Origin of the sequence: Hansschlegelia plantiphila, assembly GCF_027922265.1 — a bacterium.
Classification (GTDB): Bacteria; Pseudomonadota; Alphaproteobacteria; order Rhizobiales; family Methylopilaceae; genus Methylopila; species Methylopila plantiphila.
This window is the reverse complement of record NZ_BSFI01000007.1, coordinates 1-14,081: the sequence shown is the minus strand read 5'-3', so window position 1 is coordinate 14,081 and position 14,081 is coordinate 1. Positions and strand designations below refer to the sequence as shown.

General features: G+C 66.7%; 14 protein-coding genes. 6 read left to right on the top strand and 8 right to left on the bottom strand.

Features of this window, described 5'->3' with window-relative positions; genetic code table 11:
- Positions 1-160: 160 nt before the first annotated feature.
- From PKE75_RS06320 to PKE75_RS06290, 8 genes are all read right to left on the bottom strand, one after another.
- Entirely contained in the window at positions 161-850 is a 690-nt protein-coding gene (locus tag PKE75_RS06320; protein WP_271167868.1) for a CbtA family protein, read from the bottom strand.
- Between the two features lie 66 nt (positions 851-916).
- Positions 917-1,099 carry a CbtB domain-containing protein gene (locus PKE75_RS06315; RefSeq protein WP_271167867.1) on the bottom strand — a complete coding sequence of 61 codons (183 nt, stop codon included), beginning with the start codon at positions 1,097-1,099 and terminating at the stop codon, positions 917-919.
- Positions 1,096-1,494: a nitrile hydratase accessory protein gene (locus PKE75_RS06310; protein WP_271167866.1), complete on the bottom strand. Its 399-nt coding sequence runs from the start codon at positions 1,492-1,494 to the stop codon at positions 1,096-1,098. The genes PKE75_RS06315 and PKE75_RS06310 overlap by 4 nt, the downstream gene beginning before the upstream one ends.
- The gene (locus PKE75_RS17855) at positions 1,494-1,844 is read right to left on the bottom strand and encodes an SH3-like domain-containing protein (RefSeq protein WP_346432708.1); all 351 of its coding nucleotides are present in this window, start codon (positions 1,842-1,844) and stop codon (positions 1,494-1,496) included. The genes PKE75_RS06310 and PKE75_RS17855 overlap by 1 nt, the downstream gene beginning before the upstream one ends.
- Positions 1,845-2,156 (bottom strand): hypothetical protein, encoded by a 312-nt coding sequence (locus PKE75_RS17850; protein ID WP_346432707.1) that lies wholly within the window; start codon positions 2,154-2,156, stop codon positions 1,845-1,847.
- 12 nt (positions 2,157-2,168) lie between these two features.
- A complete protein-coding gene (nthA, locus tag PKE75_RS06300; protein ID WP_271167865.1) occupies positions 2,169-2,771 on the bottom strand; it encodes a nitrile hydratase subunit alpha in 603 nt (200 codons plus the stop codon).
- Between the two features lie 270 nt (positions 2,772-3,041).
- Entirely contained in the window at positions 3,042-3,596 is a 555-nt protein-coding gene (locus PKE75_RS06295; protein WP_271167864.1) for an ANTAR domain-containing response regulator, read from the bottom strand.
- Positions 3,597-3,702: 106 nt separating this feature from the next.
- A complete protein-coding gene (locus PKE75_RS06290; protein WP_271167863.1) occupies positions 3,703-4,875 on the bottom strand; it encodes a transporter substrate-binding domain-containing protein in 1,173 nt (390 codons plus the stop codon).
- 866 nt (positions 4,876-5,741) lie between these two features.
- Here PKE75_RS06290 and kdpA point away from each other — a divergent pair.
- From kdpA to PKE75_RS06260, 6 genes are all read left to right on the top strand, one after another.
- Positions 5,742-7,451: a potassium-transporting ATPase subunit KdpA gene (gene kdpA / locus PKE75_RS06285; RefSeq protein ID WP_271167862.1), complete on the top strand. Its 1,710-nt coding sequence runs from the start codon at positions 5,742-5,744 to the stop codon at positions 7,449-7,451.
- 177 nt (positions 7,452-7,628) lie between these two features.
- The gene (gene kdpB / locus PKE75_RS06280; protein ID WP_271167861.1) at positions 7,629-9,668 is read left to right on the top strand and encodes a potassium-transporting ATPase subunit KdpB; all 2,040 of its coding nucleotides are present in this window, start codon (positions 7,629-7,631) and stop codon (positions 9,666-9,668) included.
- A gap of 17 nt (positions 9,669-9,685) precedes the next feature.
- Positions 9,686-10,261, top strand: coding sequence for a potassium-transporting ATPase subunit KdpC (kdpC, locus tag PKE75_RS06275; RefSeq protein ID WP_271167860.1), 576 nt, complete (start codon positions 9,686-9,688; stop codon positions 10,259-10,261).
- Between the two features lie 36 nt (positions 10,262-10,297).
- Positions 10,298-12,988 carry a sensor histidine kinase gene (locus tag PKE75_RS06270; protein ID WP_271167859.1) on the top strand — a complete coding sequence of 897 codons (2,691 nt, stop codon included), beginning with the start codon at positions 10,298-10,300 and terminating at the stop codon, positions 12,986-12,988.
- Positions 12,988-13,674 carry a response regulator gene (locus PKE75_RS06265; RefSeq protein ID WP_271167858.1) on the top strand — a complete coding sequence of 229 codons (687 nt, stop codon included), beginning with the start codon at positions 12,988-12,990 and terminating at the stop codon, positions 13,672-13,674. The genes PKE75_RS06270 and PKE75_RS06265 overlap by 1 nt, the downstream gene beginning before the upstream one ends.
- Before the next feature lie 110 nt (positions 13,675-13,784).
- On the top strand, positions 13,785-13,961 hold the full coding sequence (locus tag PKE75_RS06260; RefSeq protein WP_271167857.1) for a hypothetical protein: 177 nt from the start codon (positions 13,785-13,787) through the stop codon (positions 13,959-13,961).
- Positions 13,962-14,081: the final 120 nt, after the last annotated feature.

The window sequence follows — 14,081 nt, the reverse complement described above, 5'->3', positions numbered from 1 at the left end:
TCGTCGCCAGCTATGTCCGCAAAGACGTCCGTCGACGGGGCGGGCGCGGCGCCAGGGCCGCGATCGCCGGAGTCTCCCGACGGAGGGTGCTGACCGGGCGTGTCCCGGCCAGGGAGATTTCTACGATGTGAAGCGCGCTGGCCGCGAGCTTCGCATCAGCTCACGCCAGGCGCTCGCGAAACCACGACCGCGAGAGACCAAGCCACGCGCCGAGCGCGAGCCAGAAGATTAGGCTGACGATCGCCGTCGTCACTAGGAAGCGATGTTCGAGCAGCGCCGGCGCAAGCGCCTGCCCGGCCGTCGGGGCGGGCGCGCCGACGATATGGGGCGCGACGAGCAACGCCATGCCGATCACCGCCAGGAGAAGCCTCCGGGGAAAGACCATGAGCGCAAGTCCGCCCGCAGTCGCGGCCGCGGCGAAGAGCCACCACGCCTGCCGCGCGAGAAGCGGACTTTCCGGCGCGCCCGGAAGCTCGGCCGGCAAGCCAAGGCTCGGCGCCGCCACGAAGACGGCGAACCCGGCCGAGCCCCAGAGGAGGCCGGCGCGCCAGTTCCGTATGCCGCCGGCGAATTCGCTCACCGCGGCGAGCAGGAGCGCGAAGCCGAACGTTGCGACCATCGTCGCGAGGACGGTGAGGCCATTGCGCTGCCACCCGTCGGCGGGCTCCCACTCCTCGGCCTCGTGGGCATGCCCGGCCGGCGCGCTTTCAGCGTGCCCGGCCGCGTGCTCGTAGACCTCGGCCTGGAGGATCAGAGGAGTCGTGCTCGCGACGCGCAAGAGCCCAGTCGCGCCGCCCACGACAAGTGCGGCGAACGCGCAGATGAAGAGAATCGACCGAAATTTTCGCATCACCGAACCCGTCGCCGTCGAGGAATAAAGGGAGGCCGGGGCCAATCGCTCGGCCCCGGCCTTGCGTCAGTGGCAGGGGAAGCCGACCGAGTGACGCGCGTCGTGAGCGGCGTTGTGCAACGCCGGCATGGCGCTGAAGCCGACGCCGAACAGCACCGCCATCCCGAGAAGCGCCGCGGCCAGGACCTGGACGGCGCTGTCGGCGGACGAGGCGGCGGTGAGGCGTGTTGCGTTCTGGACGGAGGTCATTGCAGTACTCCTGCTGATAACGCCTGCGGCCGAGCCGCGGCGACGAAGATCGGATCGCGTTTGGCGACGTGATCGTGCGGGACAGGATTGGCTTTCAGATGCGCGATCCGGTCAGCGTGGTCCCGGCGGGAGAGGATGTTCTTCTCCTCGATCAGCTTTTCGAGCGCCGCGAGCCAATGCTGATAGTAGAGCTTGCCGTCTGGATCCAGCCCATGGCGCTCAGCGTGCTTGATCTCGGCGCTCAAGTGATCCGCCCATTCCGACCAGGTGAAATGCCCGCTCTGGTGAAGCTGAACGACCATCGCGAAGGCCGAAGCCTCCCATGGCTCTCGGAAGGTCTGCCCGTCTTCCGACCTGCGGAGAAAGTTCAGAGCGCCTTCGTGCGACTCCGCCATCAAGTCTTCTCCATGTAGTCTTCGAACAGATCGATGTAGAGGCTGTCTTTTTGCGGCGCGTCCGCTCCCCAGAGCTCCTGAGCCGTGAACCGCACGCTGTAGACATGCTGCGGTTTCGCACCCTTCATCTCCGCCTGCGTGTCCGGAAAGACGAACACGCCGTGATCACGGTCGATGACTCCCTCCTTCCCACGGATATACCGTGGAAGCCGCGTGTGGGTCGCGGGGTTGATGTTGAGCGCGCGGATCTTGTCGCCGGTCTTGAAGAGGGGTTCGAGCGCTGCGTCGACGCGGCAGGACGCGCCCTTCCGGACGAGATCAGGAATCTGTTCGGGGGTGATGGTCGGCATTTACGCAGCCTCCTTGTCGATCTTCTTCATGCGCTCGGCGATCTCTTCCTTGGTCACGATCTTTCGATCGATCAGGGACGTTTCGATCGACTCAACCCAGTGCTCGTAATAGCTCGAGCTGAGGTAATGCACCGGATCCATGATCTCGATGTTCTTCCTGAGCTCATCGATGCTGTAGATGTCGGAAGCGAGCGTCGCGAAATACATCGCGAAAATACGCCTCTCCCACTCATGGTTGAAGAGTTTCTCGTTTGGATCCGGATTGACGGGGCCGAAGCCGTGCATGCCGCCGAGATCGTGCGCGCCATTCATGGTCTGGTCTCCTCAGACGGCGGAGGGAGAAAGCGCGACGGCGACGCCGATCATCGAGTCCCGCGTCACGAGATTCGCAAGTTCTTCCTCGGAAAACCCTTCGGTCCCGGCCGGCCGCATTGGCATCACGAGGTAACGTAGTTCGGCGTTGCTGTCCCAGACCCGGACTTCGACGTCTTCGGGGACATCGAGGCCGAATTCCTTCATCACGCCCCGCGGGTCGATGACGGCGCGCGCGCGGTAGGGCGGCGCCTTGTACCAGGTCGGCGGCAGACCGAGCGTCGGCCAAGGATAGCATGAGCACAGCGTGCAGACGACGAGGTTATGAACATCCGGGGTGTTCTCGACCACCACCATGTCCTCGCCTTGGGCTCCGGAATATCCCATGTCTGCGATAGCGGCTGTGGCGTCCGTGAGAAGCCACTTCTTGTAGTCCTGATCGGCCCAGGCCCGAGCGACAACTTTCGCTCCATTCCTCGGACCGAGTTCATGCTCGTGAATCTGGACGATCTTGTCGAGCGCCTCGGCGGCGAAATAACCGCGCTCGATTAATAGACTTTCGATCGCTTTTACGCGCGTCGAAAGCTCCGCCGGAGGCTCATGGTGAGCACCCATCATCCGTCTCCTGAACATGACAAGCAACGACGAAAAGCCCGTAGGCAAACGCCTGCGGGCTTTTCGGCCAATCACCTGTCGGTGCGATCTATCGGTGTAGGTGACGACCTAAAGGTCATCCGATTTGCTGTGGCGCATAGTCCGTCACAGCCGTGGGCAACGCTGCCTGTCTGGATATTTTCAGCAGACAATGACGCTGTCAACGAAGTAGGTCGCCAAGTAACGCCCGAATATAATGCGCGTTTCGCCTAATTTATGAGCATCGGCCTGTCAGCGGCGCGCCCGAAGCGGCGCCACGGCGCTCCCGGAGGGGCCGCTGCGACCATCCCCGGGCGCCTGAAAATCGAGATGGGCCTGCAGGCGGGGGCGTGTCCGCAGCTCCGGGTCCGCCAGCAGCTCCACGCTGACCTGCTCGATCGTCTTATGCGTGTTCATGGCGAGATTGCGCAGGCAGCGGAATGACGAGGCCTCGTCAATGGCAAGCTCGCGGATCAGCGCGATCTGCGCGGAGACCACGAACCGCCTTCCCTGAGCCCGGCTCTCCGCCCCGACCAACTGAGCGTGGCGCTCGCGAGCGAACACGATCGTCGAGAATAGGCCTTGCGAGCGGATCGGCTTCTGAAGATGGGCCGTCACTTCCTGGCTGAGCGCCCATTGCAGGCGTGACGGCGCCTCCGAACCCACTAGGGCGATCTTCGGCCTTGCGATCTCGGCGATGGCGTAGCGCGGCGCCGCGACCGTTCCATTGTCCGCGTCGATGACGAGCAGGTCGAAGCTCAGCAGCGCGTCGCTGGACGGCAGCGCTTCGTGGAAGGTCGGCGCCATGCCGAGCCTGTGGGACTGTCGTTCAATTGCGCTCCGATCGCCTGGATCACAGAAAAGGGCGCAAAGGCTGAGGCCCCGTACCAGGAGATTGGACTGCGCCATGGTCCTATCCCTCCTGACGCTGGCCCGAGCTTCGTTCCGCAGGACGGAATCCGCCGCTCTCATACCGCTCCACCCATGTCAGGAACGGGTCGGGCTTCACGGGCCCGGGCGCTTCCCAGAAGGTCCGGAGGACGCCGTCGTCCGACACCCGCGCAAGACGCGGGGTGAGATAGGCGTGGTTGTTGTCCGCGTCGATCCAGACGGGCCCCTGCGGCGCCTCGATGCGATCGCGATACACCGCCGTCTTTACCGCCTCGACGTCAGTGGTTCCGGCCTCGGCTATGGCCCGCGCCAGGAACAGACCCGAGAGATAGGCGGCCTCGGCGTCGACGGAAGGGCAGCTCTCCTGACCGAAGCGGTCCCTGTAGCGCTCAAGGAAACTTTGGTTCTCCGCCCGCGCGATCGACTGGAAATAGACGGACGAAACGACATAGTCCCGAACCGCATCCGTCCCGACGAGCCGGATTTCGGGCTCGGTCAGCGTCAGGCTGAGCTTTGTGACCTCGTTTAGGAACGGAAAGCTCTTCGCGGCCTCTGTCCAAGCCCGATAGAAGCTATAGGCCGATTGCCCTATCAGCGTGTTAAGAAGCACTCGAGGGCGCGTTCGCACGATGTCGCGAATGATATGATCGAAAGAGGCATCGCCCATGGGCACGAGCCTCTCGGCAGTTACGCCGCCGACCGCCCCTTCCATATATTCCCGTACGATCCGATTTATCTCCCACGCCCAGACGTAATTTGAGCCCACACAATATATTTTATCGCCCGAGTGCGATTCCCTCACGTACTGCATGAGAGGAACGACATTCTGGTTCGGTGCAGACCCGATATATAAGACGTTCTCGCTGCTCTCGAAGCCCTCGTACCGAGCCGACTGCCAAAGAAGACAGCCATGCCCCTCGATCATGGGAAGAATCGCCTTACGCGACGCCGAGGTATAACAGCCGATGATATGCCGAACGCTGCGCTCCTGTATCAGAGCTCTGCAGTGCCGCTGGTAAGCCTCGAGCGAGCCGCCCGGATCGAACTCGATCGGATCGAGGCGGAAGGGGTAGGCGGCGCTTTCATTGGCCTCCTCGCAGGCGAGAAGAGCGCCATTGCGCATCTCGCGTCCGATCCCGCCGTAGAAGCCGGTCAGGGAGTAGAGGATGCCGACGGGAATGGACGCCTTGGTCATGGAAGCTCGCTGAAAGCGACTCCCCCTGCCCCGCGATACGTGACCGCTCGTGCATCCCTGGCCAGGATACAGTCGCTCAAAGATCTATTGGTTTAGGGTGGAATAGAGCGTTAGCGCCCCGCGAGAGCGCAACAAGAACAAGGCCTCGATGCCTACGGGGATGCTAGAGAAGCCTAAACTCGGTGTCAAGCGCGAGCCAGAAGCTCCCTCGCCGCGCGCGCCCGGTCCCCGCACTCGGTCACGGGCTCGAACATCGACCTCAGGCAGGCCTTCGCTAGCTTCCGCGACATCGTTGCGCCCTCGTTCGCCACGACGACACCAACGCTCTGGTCGCGAAGGAAGTGAAGTCCTTTCTGGGAAACAGCGCGCCAAGGCGGCGCAAGGGCGACAGAATGGCGCAAAGGATAGACGACAATTGCCGAGTTTGACCCTTTGCCGAACTTGGGAACGTCTGGTTTACGGGAGCGTCGGCGCCTACCTGACGTGCGCGCGACGGCTGGTTGGCACTCCCGGCGGCGGCTACTCGCGAGACGCCGTTCCAACACGTTCTTAACGCGCCGCCGCATCGATCCCTCTTAAATTCCAACGGGCCGAGGCTGCATCTCATCCGCATGGCGACGTCGCCGTGTGGAGCCTTGCCCATGATGGATTTGTTGATGCTCGCCGGCGGGATCGCGGGGTTCTCCGCGCTCGCGGCCTATGCGCTCGCCTGCGAAAGGCTTTGAGCGCGATGACCCTTCTCGGACTTCCCGTTCTCGACGCCGTTCTCGGCGGAGCGGCCGCGCTCGCCGCGACCGCGGTCTTCCTCGCAGCGCTGCTGCGGCCGGAGCGGTTCTGAACCGCTCGACCTTCCGGACCCCAACACGATGACCATCAATGGCTGGATGCAGATCGCGGTGTTCTGCGCGATCGTCCTTGCGCTCGTCCGCCCGCTTGGCGGCTTTCTCTTCCGCCTCTACGCCGGCGCGCGCACCTTCCTTCACCCCGTTCTCGCGCCGGTCGAGCGTGGCTTCTACAGGCTTGCGGGCGTCAGGCCCGACGCTGAGCAAAGCTGGGCGAGCTATGCGCTCGCCATGCTGGCGTTCCACGTCGCAGGCTTCCTTGCGGTCTATGGCCTTCTGCGCCTTCAGGGCGTTTTGCCGCTCAATCCGCAGGGCTTTGCGGGCGTGACGCCGGACCTCGCCCTCAACACCGCGATCTCCTTCATCACCAACACGGACTGGCAGTCCTATGGCGGCGAAGCCACGCTGTCCTACGGCTCGCAAATGTGGGCGCTGACGGTCCAGAACTTCCTATCGGCCGCGACCGGCATGGCGCTAGCGGTCGCCCTGATACGCGGCTTTGCGCGGCGCTCGGCGAAGGGGATCGGCAATTTCTGGACGGACCTGACCCGATCGGTCCTCTACGTGCTGCTGCCCGCGTGCATCGTATTCGCGCTGATCTACGTCGCGCTCGGAGTGCCGCAGACGCTCCAGCCCTATCTCACCGCGAAGACGCTCGAAGGGGCGGACCAGACCATCGCGCTAGGGCCGGTCGCGAGCCAGCTCGCGATCAAGATGCTCGGCACCAATGGCGGTGGCTTCTTCAACGCCAATTCGGCGCACCCGTTCGAGAACCCGTCGGCGCTTTCCAACCTCATCCAGATGGTCTCGATCTTCGCGATCGGCGCGGCGCTCACCAATGTGTTCGGCCGCATGGTCGGCGACGAGCGGCAGGGCTGGGCGATCCTCGGCGCGATGGGCGCCCTGTTCCTGGCGGGCGTCGGGCTGGTCTATTGGGCGGAGGCCGGCGCCAACCCGATCCACGCCGCAATCGGCCTCGATCCCTCGGCCGGCAATATGGAAGGCAAAGAGGTCCGCTTCGGGATCGCCCTGTCGGCGCTGTTCGCGGTGGTCACCACCGCGGCCTCGTGCGGCGCCGTCAACGCGATGCACGACTCCTTCTCGGCGATCGGCGGCCTCATCCCGATGGTCAACATGCAGCTCGGCGAGGTGATCGTCGGCGGCGTGGGGGCCGGGCTCTACGGCATTCTGCTGTTCGCCGTCGTCGCCGTCTTCGTGGCCGGGCTGATGGTCGGGCGCACGCCGGAATATGTCGGCAAGAAGATCGAAGGCCGCGAGGTGAAGCTCACCATGCTGGCGCTGCTGTGCTCGCCCGCGGCGACGCTGCTCGCGCTCGCCGTCGCCATCGTCGTTCCCGCCGGCCTGGCCGGCCTGCAGGAAAGCGGGCCGCACGGCTTTTCCGAAGCGCTCTACGCGACGACCTCGGCTGCGGCGAACAACGGCTCGGCCTTCGCCGGCCTGACCGCGAACAGCCCGTTCTGGAACGTGACGCTCGCGATCGGGATGATGATCGGCCGGTTCGCGCTGATCGTCCCGATGCTGGCGGTGGCGGGATCGCTTGCGGCCAAGAGCAAGGTCCCGCCCTCCGCCGGCACCTTTCCGACGCATGGACCGCTGTTCGTCGGGCTGCTGGTCGGCGTCGTCCTCATTATGGGCGGCCTCACCTACTTCCCGGCGCTCACCCTCGGCCCAGTCGCCGACGCCTTTGCGACCGCCGCCGGCGATACGCGGTAAGGCCATGCTCTGCGACCGGCGCTCTTTTCGGGTCTGTTACGCCGAAGCCGCCGGCGCGCTCAGACGCCGGCGCGCCGCACGGATCGCCCTTCTGCTCGTCCTGATCACACTGCTTGCAATCGTCGCCCGCGCGCTCAGCGCTCCGCCGACAGATGCGACGCTCAACCGGCCAGACACATGTCAGCACAACCTCGCTCCCTGCTCGATCCCGCACTGATCGTTCCGGCGCTGGGCTCCGCCCTGCTAAAGCTCGATCCCCGCCAGCTCATCCGCAATCCCGTGATGTTCGCGGTCGAGGTCGTGGCGCTTGTCGCCGTCGTCCTCTTCGCGCGCGACCTCGCGGTCCGCTCGCCCTCCGCCGGTTTCTCCGGCCAGCTCGCCTTCTGGCTCTGGGCGACGGTCTATTTCGCTACCTTTTCCGAAGCGATCGCGGAGGGGCGCGGCAAGGCCCAGGCCGACGCTCTTCGCCGCACCCGCTCGGACACGATGGCGAAACGGCTTGTCGGCCAGGGCGGAGATTACGAGGAGATCGCGGCGCCCGCGCTGAAGGTCGGGGACCTCGTGCTCGTCGAGCCCGGCGACCTGATCCCGGGCGACGGCGAGGTCGTCGAAGGCGTCGCGACCGTCGACGAGAGCGCGATCACCGGCGAAAGCGCGCCGGTGATCCGCGAGAGCGGCGGCGATCGCTCGGCCGTCACCGGCGGCACGAAGGTGCTGTCGGACCGCATCACGGTCCGAATTACGGCCGCGAGCGGTTCGAGCTTCCTCGACCGCATGATCGCGCTGGTGGAAGGCGCCGAGCGCGCCAAGACGCCGAACGAGATCGCGCTCACCATCCTGCTCGCGGGCCTCTCGCTGATCTTCGTGCTTGCGGTCGCGACCATCCCATCCTTCGCGGCCTATTCCGGCGGCGTGGTCCCGGTCGTCGTGCTGGTCGCGCTGTTCGTGACGCTGATCCCGACGACGATCGGCGGGCTCCTGTCGGCGATCGGCATCGCCGGCATGAACCGGCTCGTTCGCTTCAACGTGCTCGCCATGTCCGGCCGCGCGGTGGAGGCCGCCGGCGACGTCGACGTGCTGCTGCTCGACAAGACCGGCACGATCACCCTCGGCAACCGTCAGGCGGCGGAGTTCCGGCCGCTGCCCGGCGTCACCGCGCGCGAACTCGCCGACGCCGCCCAGCTCGCGAGCCTCTCGGATGAAACGCCAGAGGGCCGCTCGATCGTCGTTCTCGCCAAGGCGGCGCACGGCCTGCGCGGCCGCGAGATGGCCCCGCTCGCCGCGACGTTCATCCCGTTCTCGGCGCAGGCCCGGATGAGCGGCGTCGACATCGGCGCCACGAAGATCCGCAAGGGCGCCGCCGACGCCGTCCTCAAGCACGTGAAGACGCTCGGAGGACAAATCCCGGACGAACTCGGCGCGATCGTCGAGCGCGTGGCGCGCGAGGGCGGAACGCCGCTCGTCGTGTCGACCGACGCGAGGGCTCTCGGCGTCGTCTACCTCAAGGACATCGTGAAAGGCGGCATCCGGGAGCGCTTTCAGGAGCTTCGCGCGATGGGCATCCGCACGGTGATGATCACCGGCGACAACCCCATGACCGCGGCCGCGATCGCGGCGGAGGCGGGCGTCGACGATTTTCTCGCCGAAGCCACGCCGGAGGCGAAGCTCGCGCTCATCCGCAAGGAGCAGGAGGGCGGCAAGCTCGTCGCGATGTGCGGCGACGGCACCAACGACGCGCCCGCGCTCGCCCAGGCCGACGTCGGCGTGGCCATGCAGACCGGCACGGTCGCGGCGCGCGAGGCCGGCAACATGGTCGACCTCGACAGCGACCCGACGAAGCTCATCGAGATCGTCGGCATCGGCAAGCAGCTGCTGATGACCCGAGGCGCGCTGACGACCTTCTCGATCGCGAACGACGTCGCGAAGTATTTCGCAATCATCCCGGCGATGTTCGTCGCGCTCTACCCGCCGCTCGGCGCGCTCAACGTCATGGGGCTCGCGAGCCCCCAGAGCGCGATCCTTTCCGCGATCATCTTCAACGCGCTGATCATCGTCGCGCTGGTGCCGCTAGCGCTGAAGGGCGTCTCCTACACGCCGTCGAGCGCCGCGGCGCTGCTGCGCCGCAACCTCCTCGTCTACGGCCTCGGCGGCCTCGTCGCGCCCTTTATCGGGATCAAGCTCGTCGATCTCGCGATCACCTCCGTCGGCCTGGCGTGAAGAAGGAAACCATCGACATGCTCCGCCATCTCCGCCCCGCGCTGACGCTGCTCGCGCTCTTCACTCTCGTGACGGGCGTCGTCTATCCGCTCGCGATCACATCGGTCGCGCAGCTCGCCATGCCTGCCAGGGCCTCCGGTTCGATGATCGAGCAGGACGGCCGCGTCGTCGGCTCAAGCCTCATCGGCCAGTCCTTCGCCAGCCCGCGTTATTTCCACGGCCGCCCCTCGGCCGCGGGCCAAAACGGCTATGACGCGGCGTCCTCCTCCGGCTCCAATCTCGGGCCGACCTCGAAGGCGCTCGCGGACCGCATCAAGGGCGACGTCGCCAAGGCGAAGGCCGAAAACGCAATCGATGGACCGGTTCCGGCCGATCTCGTCACCGCGTCGGGTTCCGGGCTCGACCCCGACATCTCGCCGGCCGCAGCCTACGCGCAGGTGGACCGCGTCGCGCGCGAGCGCGGAGTGGCCGAAGACGACGTCCGGCGCCTGATCGAAGCCAGCGTTCAGGGTCGGCTGTTCGGCCTCATCGGCGAGCCAAGGACGAACGTGCTCGCGTTGAACATCGCGCTCGATGCGCTGAAGAGACCGTGACGCCGAGCCTGTTCGGCGATCTATAATCCGCCGGAAATGGCCGCCGATCCACGCTCTTCGCCCGAACGCTTTCTCGACGCCGCTTCGCGTGAAGGACGGGGCCGCCTGAAGATTTTCTTCGGGGCGGCCCCCGGCGTCGGCAAGACCTACGAGATGCTGTCGGCCGCCCGCGCGGCGCATGCCGAGGGCGTCGATGTGGTGATTGGCGTCGTCGAGACTCACGGCCGCGCGGAGACGGAGGCGCTCGTTAGCGGTCTCGAAGCGATCCGGAGGGTCGAAGTCGCCTATCGCGGCCGGACGCTGCAGGAAATGGACGTCGACGCCGTACTGAAGCGCGCGCCGAAACTGGTCCTCGTCGACGAACTCGCCCACACCAATGCGCCCGGCTCGCGACATCCGAAGCGTCACCAGGACGTCGAGGAGTTTTTGGCCGCCGGGATCGACGTCTTCACGACCCTCAACGTCCAGCATCTCGAAAGCCTCAACGACATCGTCGCCCGCATCACGCGTGTGAGGGTCCGCGAGACGGTGCCGGACAGCGTCTTCGACCTCGCCGACGAGGTCGAGGTCGTCGACGTCACGCCCGACGTTCTGCGAAAGCGCCTCGCGACCGGCAAGATTTATGTGCGCGAGCAGGCGGAACGCGCGGTTCGGCACTTCTTCCAGCCCGGCAATCTGACCGCGCTTCGCGAGCTCGCCCTCCGGCGCACCGCCGAACGCGTCGACGCCGACATGCGCGAGCACATGCGCGCCAACGCCATCGAAGGGCCGTGGGCGGCGGTCGAGCGCGTCCTGGTCGCGATCGACGAGCAGCCCGGAGCTGCCGCGCTCGTGCGCGCCGGCCGGCGGCTCGCAGACCGGGCCCGCGCGGACTGGCTCTGCGTGACGATCGAGACCCCGCGCCACGCCCATCTGTCCGACGCCGAACGGGATCGCCTCGCCGACACGCTTCGGCTCGCGGAGACGCTTGGCGCGGAATCGCTTTCTCTCCCCGGCGGCGCCGACGTCGCGGAGGACCTGCTCGCTTTCGCCCGGAGCCGGAACGTCACGACCATCCTTCTCGGCAAGGCGCGGCGCTCGCGCTGGTTCGCGTTCCGTCACGGATCAGTCGTCGCGAACCTGCTCGAACGCTCCGGGCCGATCGCCGTGCAGGTGATGGCGGGAGACGGAGAAACCGTTCCGCCGAAATCGGTCGCCTCCCGCCCCGTCCCGCAGCCGCCGCGCCTGCGCGCCTACCTCGCCGCGGCCGCAGCGTCGCTCGGCGCCGGCCTCGCCGGTCTCGCCGTCGACCTCACGATCGATCTGCCGAACATCTCGCTGGTCTTCGTGCCCGCGGTGCTCCTCATCGCGGTGCGCTACGGCCTCGGCCCGTCGCTCGCCGCGTCGTTCTTCGCCGCCCTCGCCTACAATTTCTTCTTCACCGATCCGCGCTTCTCGCTGACCGTCGACGATCCTTCGAACGTCGTCGCCATCCTGTTTTTCTCGCTGACCGCGGTGCTCGCAAGTTCCGTCGCGGCGCGCGTGAGGGCGCAGACGCTCGCGGCGCGCGATCAGGCGCGGGTCACGGCCGAGCTCTACGCGTTTTCGCGCAAGCTCGCGGCCGTCGGCGACGAGGACGATCTGCTCTGGGCCGCCGCCCATCAGGTGGCGCTGATGCTGAAGGCCGACGTCGTGCTGCTCACCGAGACCGCGAACGGCCTCGACGTCGGCGGCGCCTATCCGCCCGAAGACCAACTCGACGCCGCCGAGCTCGCCGCCGCGACCTGGGCCTACGAGCACGACGCGCCGACCGGCCGCGGCGCCGCGACCCTGCCGGGCGTCACGCGGCTGTTCCTTCCGCTGAAGACAAGCCGCGGCAAGCTCGGCGTCGTCGGCGTCGCGCGGCGCTCGGCGGGCCCGGTGCTGACGCCCGGGGAGCGTCGCCTGCTCGACGCGCTCGTCGACCAGACCGCGGTCGCGCTGGAGCGCATCCGCCTCGGCGCCGACGTCGACGCCGCGCGCCTGGAGGCTGAGGCCGAACGCCTGCGGGGCGCCCTGCTCGCCTCCGTTAGCCACGACTTCAAGACGCCGCTCGCCACCATCATGGGCGTGATCACCAGCCTGCGCAGCTATGGCGGCCGCTACGATGACCTCACGCGCGACGACATGCTGGCGAGCGCGCAAAGCGAGACCGAGCGGCTGGACCGCTTCGTCGCCAATCTTCTGGACGTCGTGAAGCTCGACGCCGGCGGCGTGGCGGCGAAGGCCGAGACGCTCGACGTCGAAGACGTCATCGGAGGAGCGCTGAGGCGCGCGTCGCCTTTGCTCGGCGACCGCCGCGTGACCGTCGCGCTTCCCGAGGCGCCGCTTCTGATCAGCGGCGATCCGGTGCTGCTCGAGCACGCGCTGGTCAATCTGCTGGAGAACGCCGGCAAGTACACGCCGGCGGGGGCGATGGTGACGATCGAGGCGCGCGCCGAGGCCGACCACGTGCTGCTGAGCGTGACGGACGACGGCCCCGGCATCCCCGCGGACGATCTTCAAAAAGTGTTCGATCGGTTCTACCGCTCCGGGCAGGGCGACCGGAAGACGACGGGCGCCGGTCTCGGCCTCGGCATCACAAAGGGTTTCGTGGAGGCGATGGGCGGCTCGATCACTGCTGAGAACGTCGCCGGCGGCCATGGCGCGCGCTTCGAACTGCGGCTCCCGCGGGCGGCGACGCCGGCGCGGGAAGGAGCAGCCGCCTGATGGCCTCAAGCGCGATCACCGTTCTGATCGTCGACGACGAGGCGCCGATCCGGCGCTTCCTGAAAGCGACGCTGGGGGTGAACGACTACCGGACGCTGGAGGCGGAGACCGGGGCCGAAGCACTGCGGCTCATGCGCCATGTCGCGCCTGAGCTCGTCCTGCTCGATCTCGGCCTGCCCGACATGGACGGGCTCGATCTCATCCGCGAGATCCGCGCGCAGGGCCCCGTGCCGATTGTGGTGCTCTCCGCTCGCGGCGAGGAGGCGGCGAAGGTCGCGGCGCTCGATCTCGGCGCCGACGACTACGTCACAAAGCCCTTCGGGACTGACGAGCTGATGGCGCGCATGCGCGCCGCTCTGCGCCACCGCCTCGCCGACCGAGGCGCCGAGCCAGTCTTTCGAGCGGGTCCGCTTGTCGTCGATCTCGCCCGTCATGTCGTCACCCGAGACGGCGCGGAGGTGAAGCTGTCGCCGAAGGAATTCGCGATCCTGCAGGAGCTCGTGGTCCATGCCGGCAAGGTGCTGACCCATCGCCACCTGTTTCGCACCGTCTGGGGACAGGACGACGGCGACCAGACGTCGCTCCGCGTCTACATCCGGCAGCTGAGGGTGAAACTGGAGCCCGACCCCTCGCGTCCGAGCCATCTGTTGACTGAGGCAGGCGTAGGATATCGGCTGGTCAGTTGATCGACGGACGACGTCCGCTTTCCGCATATAGGCCCGCTTCCGCTATTGGCGCTTCGCGAACGGTTACGGGTGTGTGATTGCCTTTGAGGGGCGGCCTCTAGGAGGAGGCTATGCGCCAGCCCGACTTGTTCCGGCTACCTCAGAAGCCATGGAACGCCGGTCGGCTCATCGGTCCGAACGCGCCGTTGAAGCCGAAGCACATCTGGGCGATCCGCCAGCAGTTGAAGACGGACGCTCGAGTCCGCGACCTCGCGATGTTCAACTGCGCTCTCGATGCGAAGCTGTGATCCGGCGTGGAATTTTGACCCCGTTGTGAGGGGGATCGGCGTCCAATTTTGCCCCCCGGGGCGTGCGTTGCGCATGCTGCCTGTCTTTGTCAGGGACGGGCGGCCGGGGGATGAAGGGCG

Bases quoted from the DNA above. Each gene is read 5' to 3' on its own strand.
- PKE75_RS06320 (WP_271167868.1), bottom strand. From the start codon at position 850: ATGCGAAAATTTCGGTCGATTCTCTTCATCTGCGCGTTCGCCGCACTT.
- PKE75_RS06315 (WP_271167867.1), bottom strand. From the start codon at position 1,099: ATGACCTCCGTCCAGAACGCAACACGCCTCACCGCCGCCTCGTCCGCC.
- PKE75_RS06310 (WP_271167866.1), bottom strand. From the start codon at position 1,494: ATGGCGGAGTCGCACGAAGGCGCTCTGAACTTTCTCCGCAGGTCGGAA.
- PKE75_RS17855 (WP_346432708.1), bottom strand. From the start codon at position 1,844: ATGCCGACCATCACCCCCGAACAGATTCCTGATCTCGTCCGGAAGGGC.
- PKE75_RS17850 (WP_346432707.1), bottom strand. From the start codon at position 2,156: ATGAATGGCGCGCACGATCTCGGCGGCATGCACGGCTTCGGCCCCGTC.
- nthA (WP_271167865.1), bottom strand. From the start codon at position 2,771: ATGGGTGCTCACCATGAGCCTCCGGCGGAGCTTTCGACGCGCGTAAAA.
- PKE75_RS06295 (WP_271167864.1), bottom strand. From the start codon at position 3,596: ATGGCGCCGACCTTCCACGAAGCGCTGCCGTCCAGCGACGCGCTGCTG.
- PKE75_RS06290 (WP_271167863.1), bottom strand. From the start codon at position 4,875: ATGACCAAGGCGTCCATTCCCGTCGGCATCCTCTACTCCCTGACCGGC.
- kdpA (WP_271167862.1), top strand. From the start codon at position 5,742: ATGACCATCAATGGCTGGATGCAGATCGCGGTGTTCTGCGCGATCGTC.
- kdpB (WP_271167861.1), top strand. From the start codon at position 7,629: ATGTCAGCACAACCTCGCTCCCTGCTCGATCCCGCACTGATCGTTCCG.
- kdpC (WP_271167860.1), top strand. From the start codon at position 9,686: ATGCTCCGCCATCTCCGCCCCGCGCTGACGCTGCTCGCGCTCTTCACT.
- PKE75_RS06270 (WP_271167859.1), top strand. From the start codon at position 10,298: ATGGCCGCCGATCCACGCTCTTCGCCCGAACGCTTTCTCGACGCCGCT.
- PKE75_RS06265 (WP_271167858.1), top strand. From the start codon at position 12,988: ATGGCCTCAAGCGCGATCACCGTTCTGATCGTCGACGACGAGGCGCCG.
- PKE75_RS06260 (WP_271167857.1), top strand. From the start codon at position 13,785: ATGCGCCAGCCCGACTTGTTCCGGCTACCTCAGAAGCCATGGAACGCC.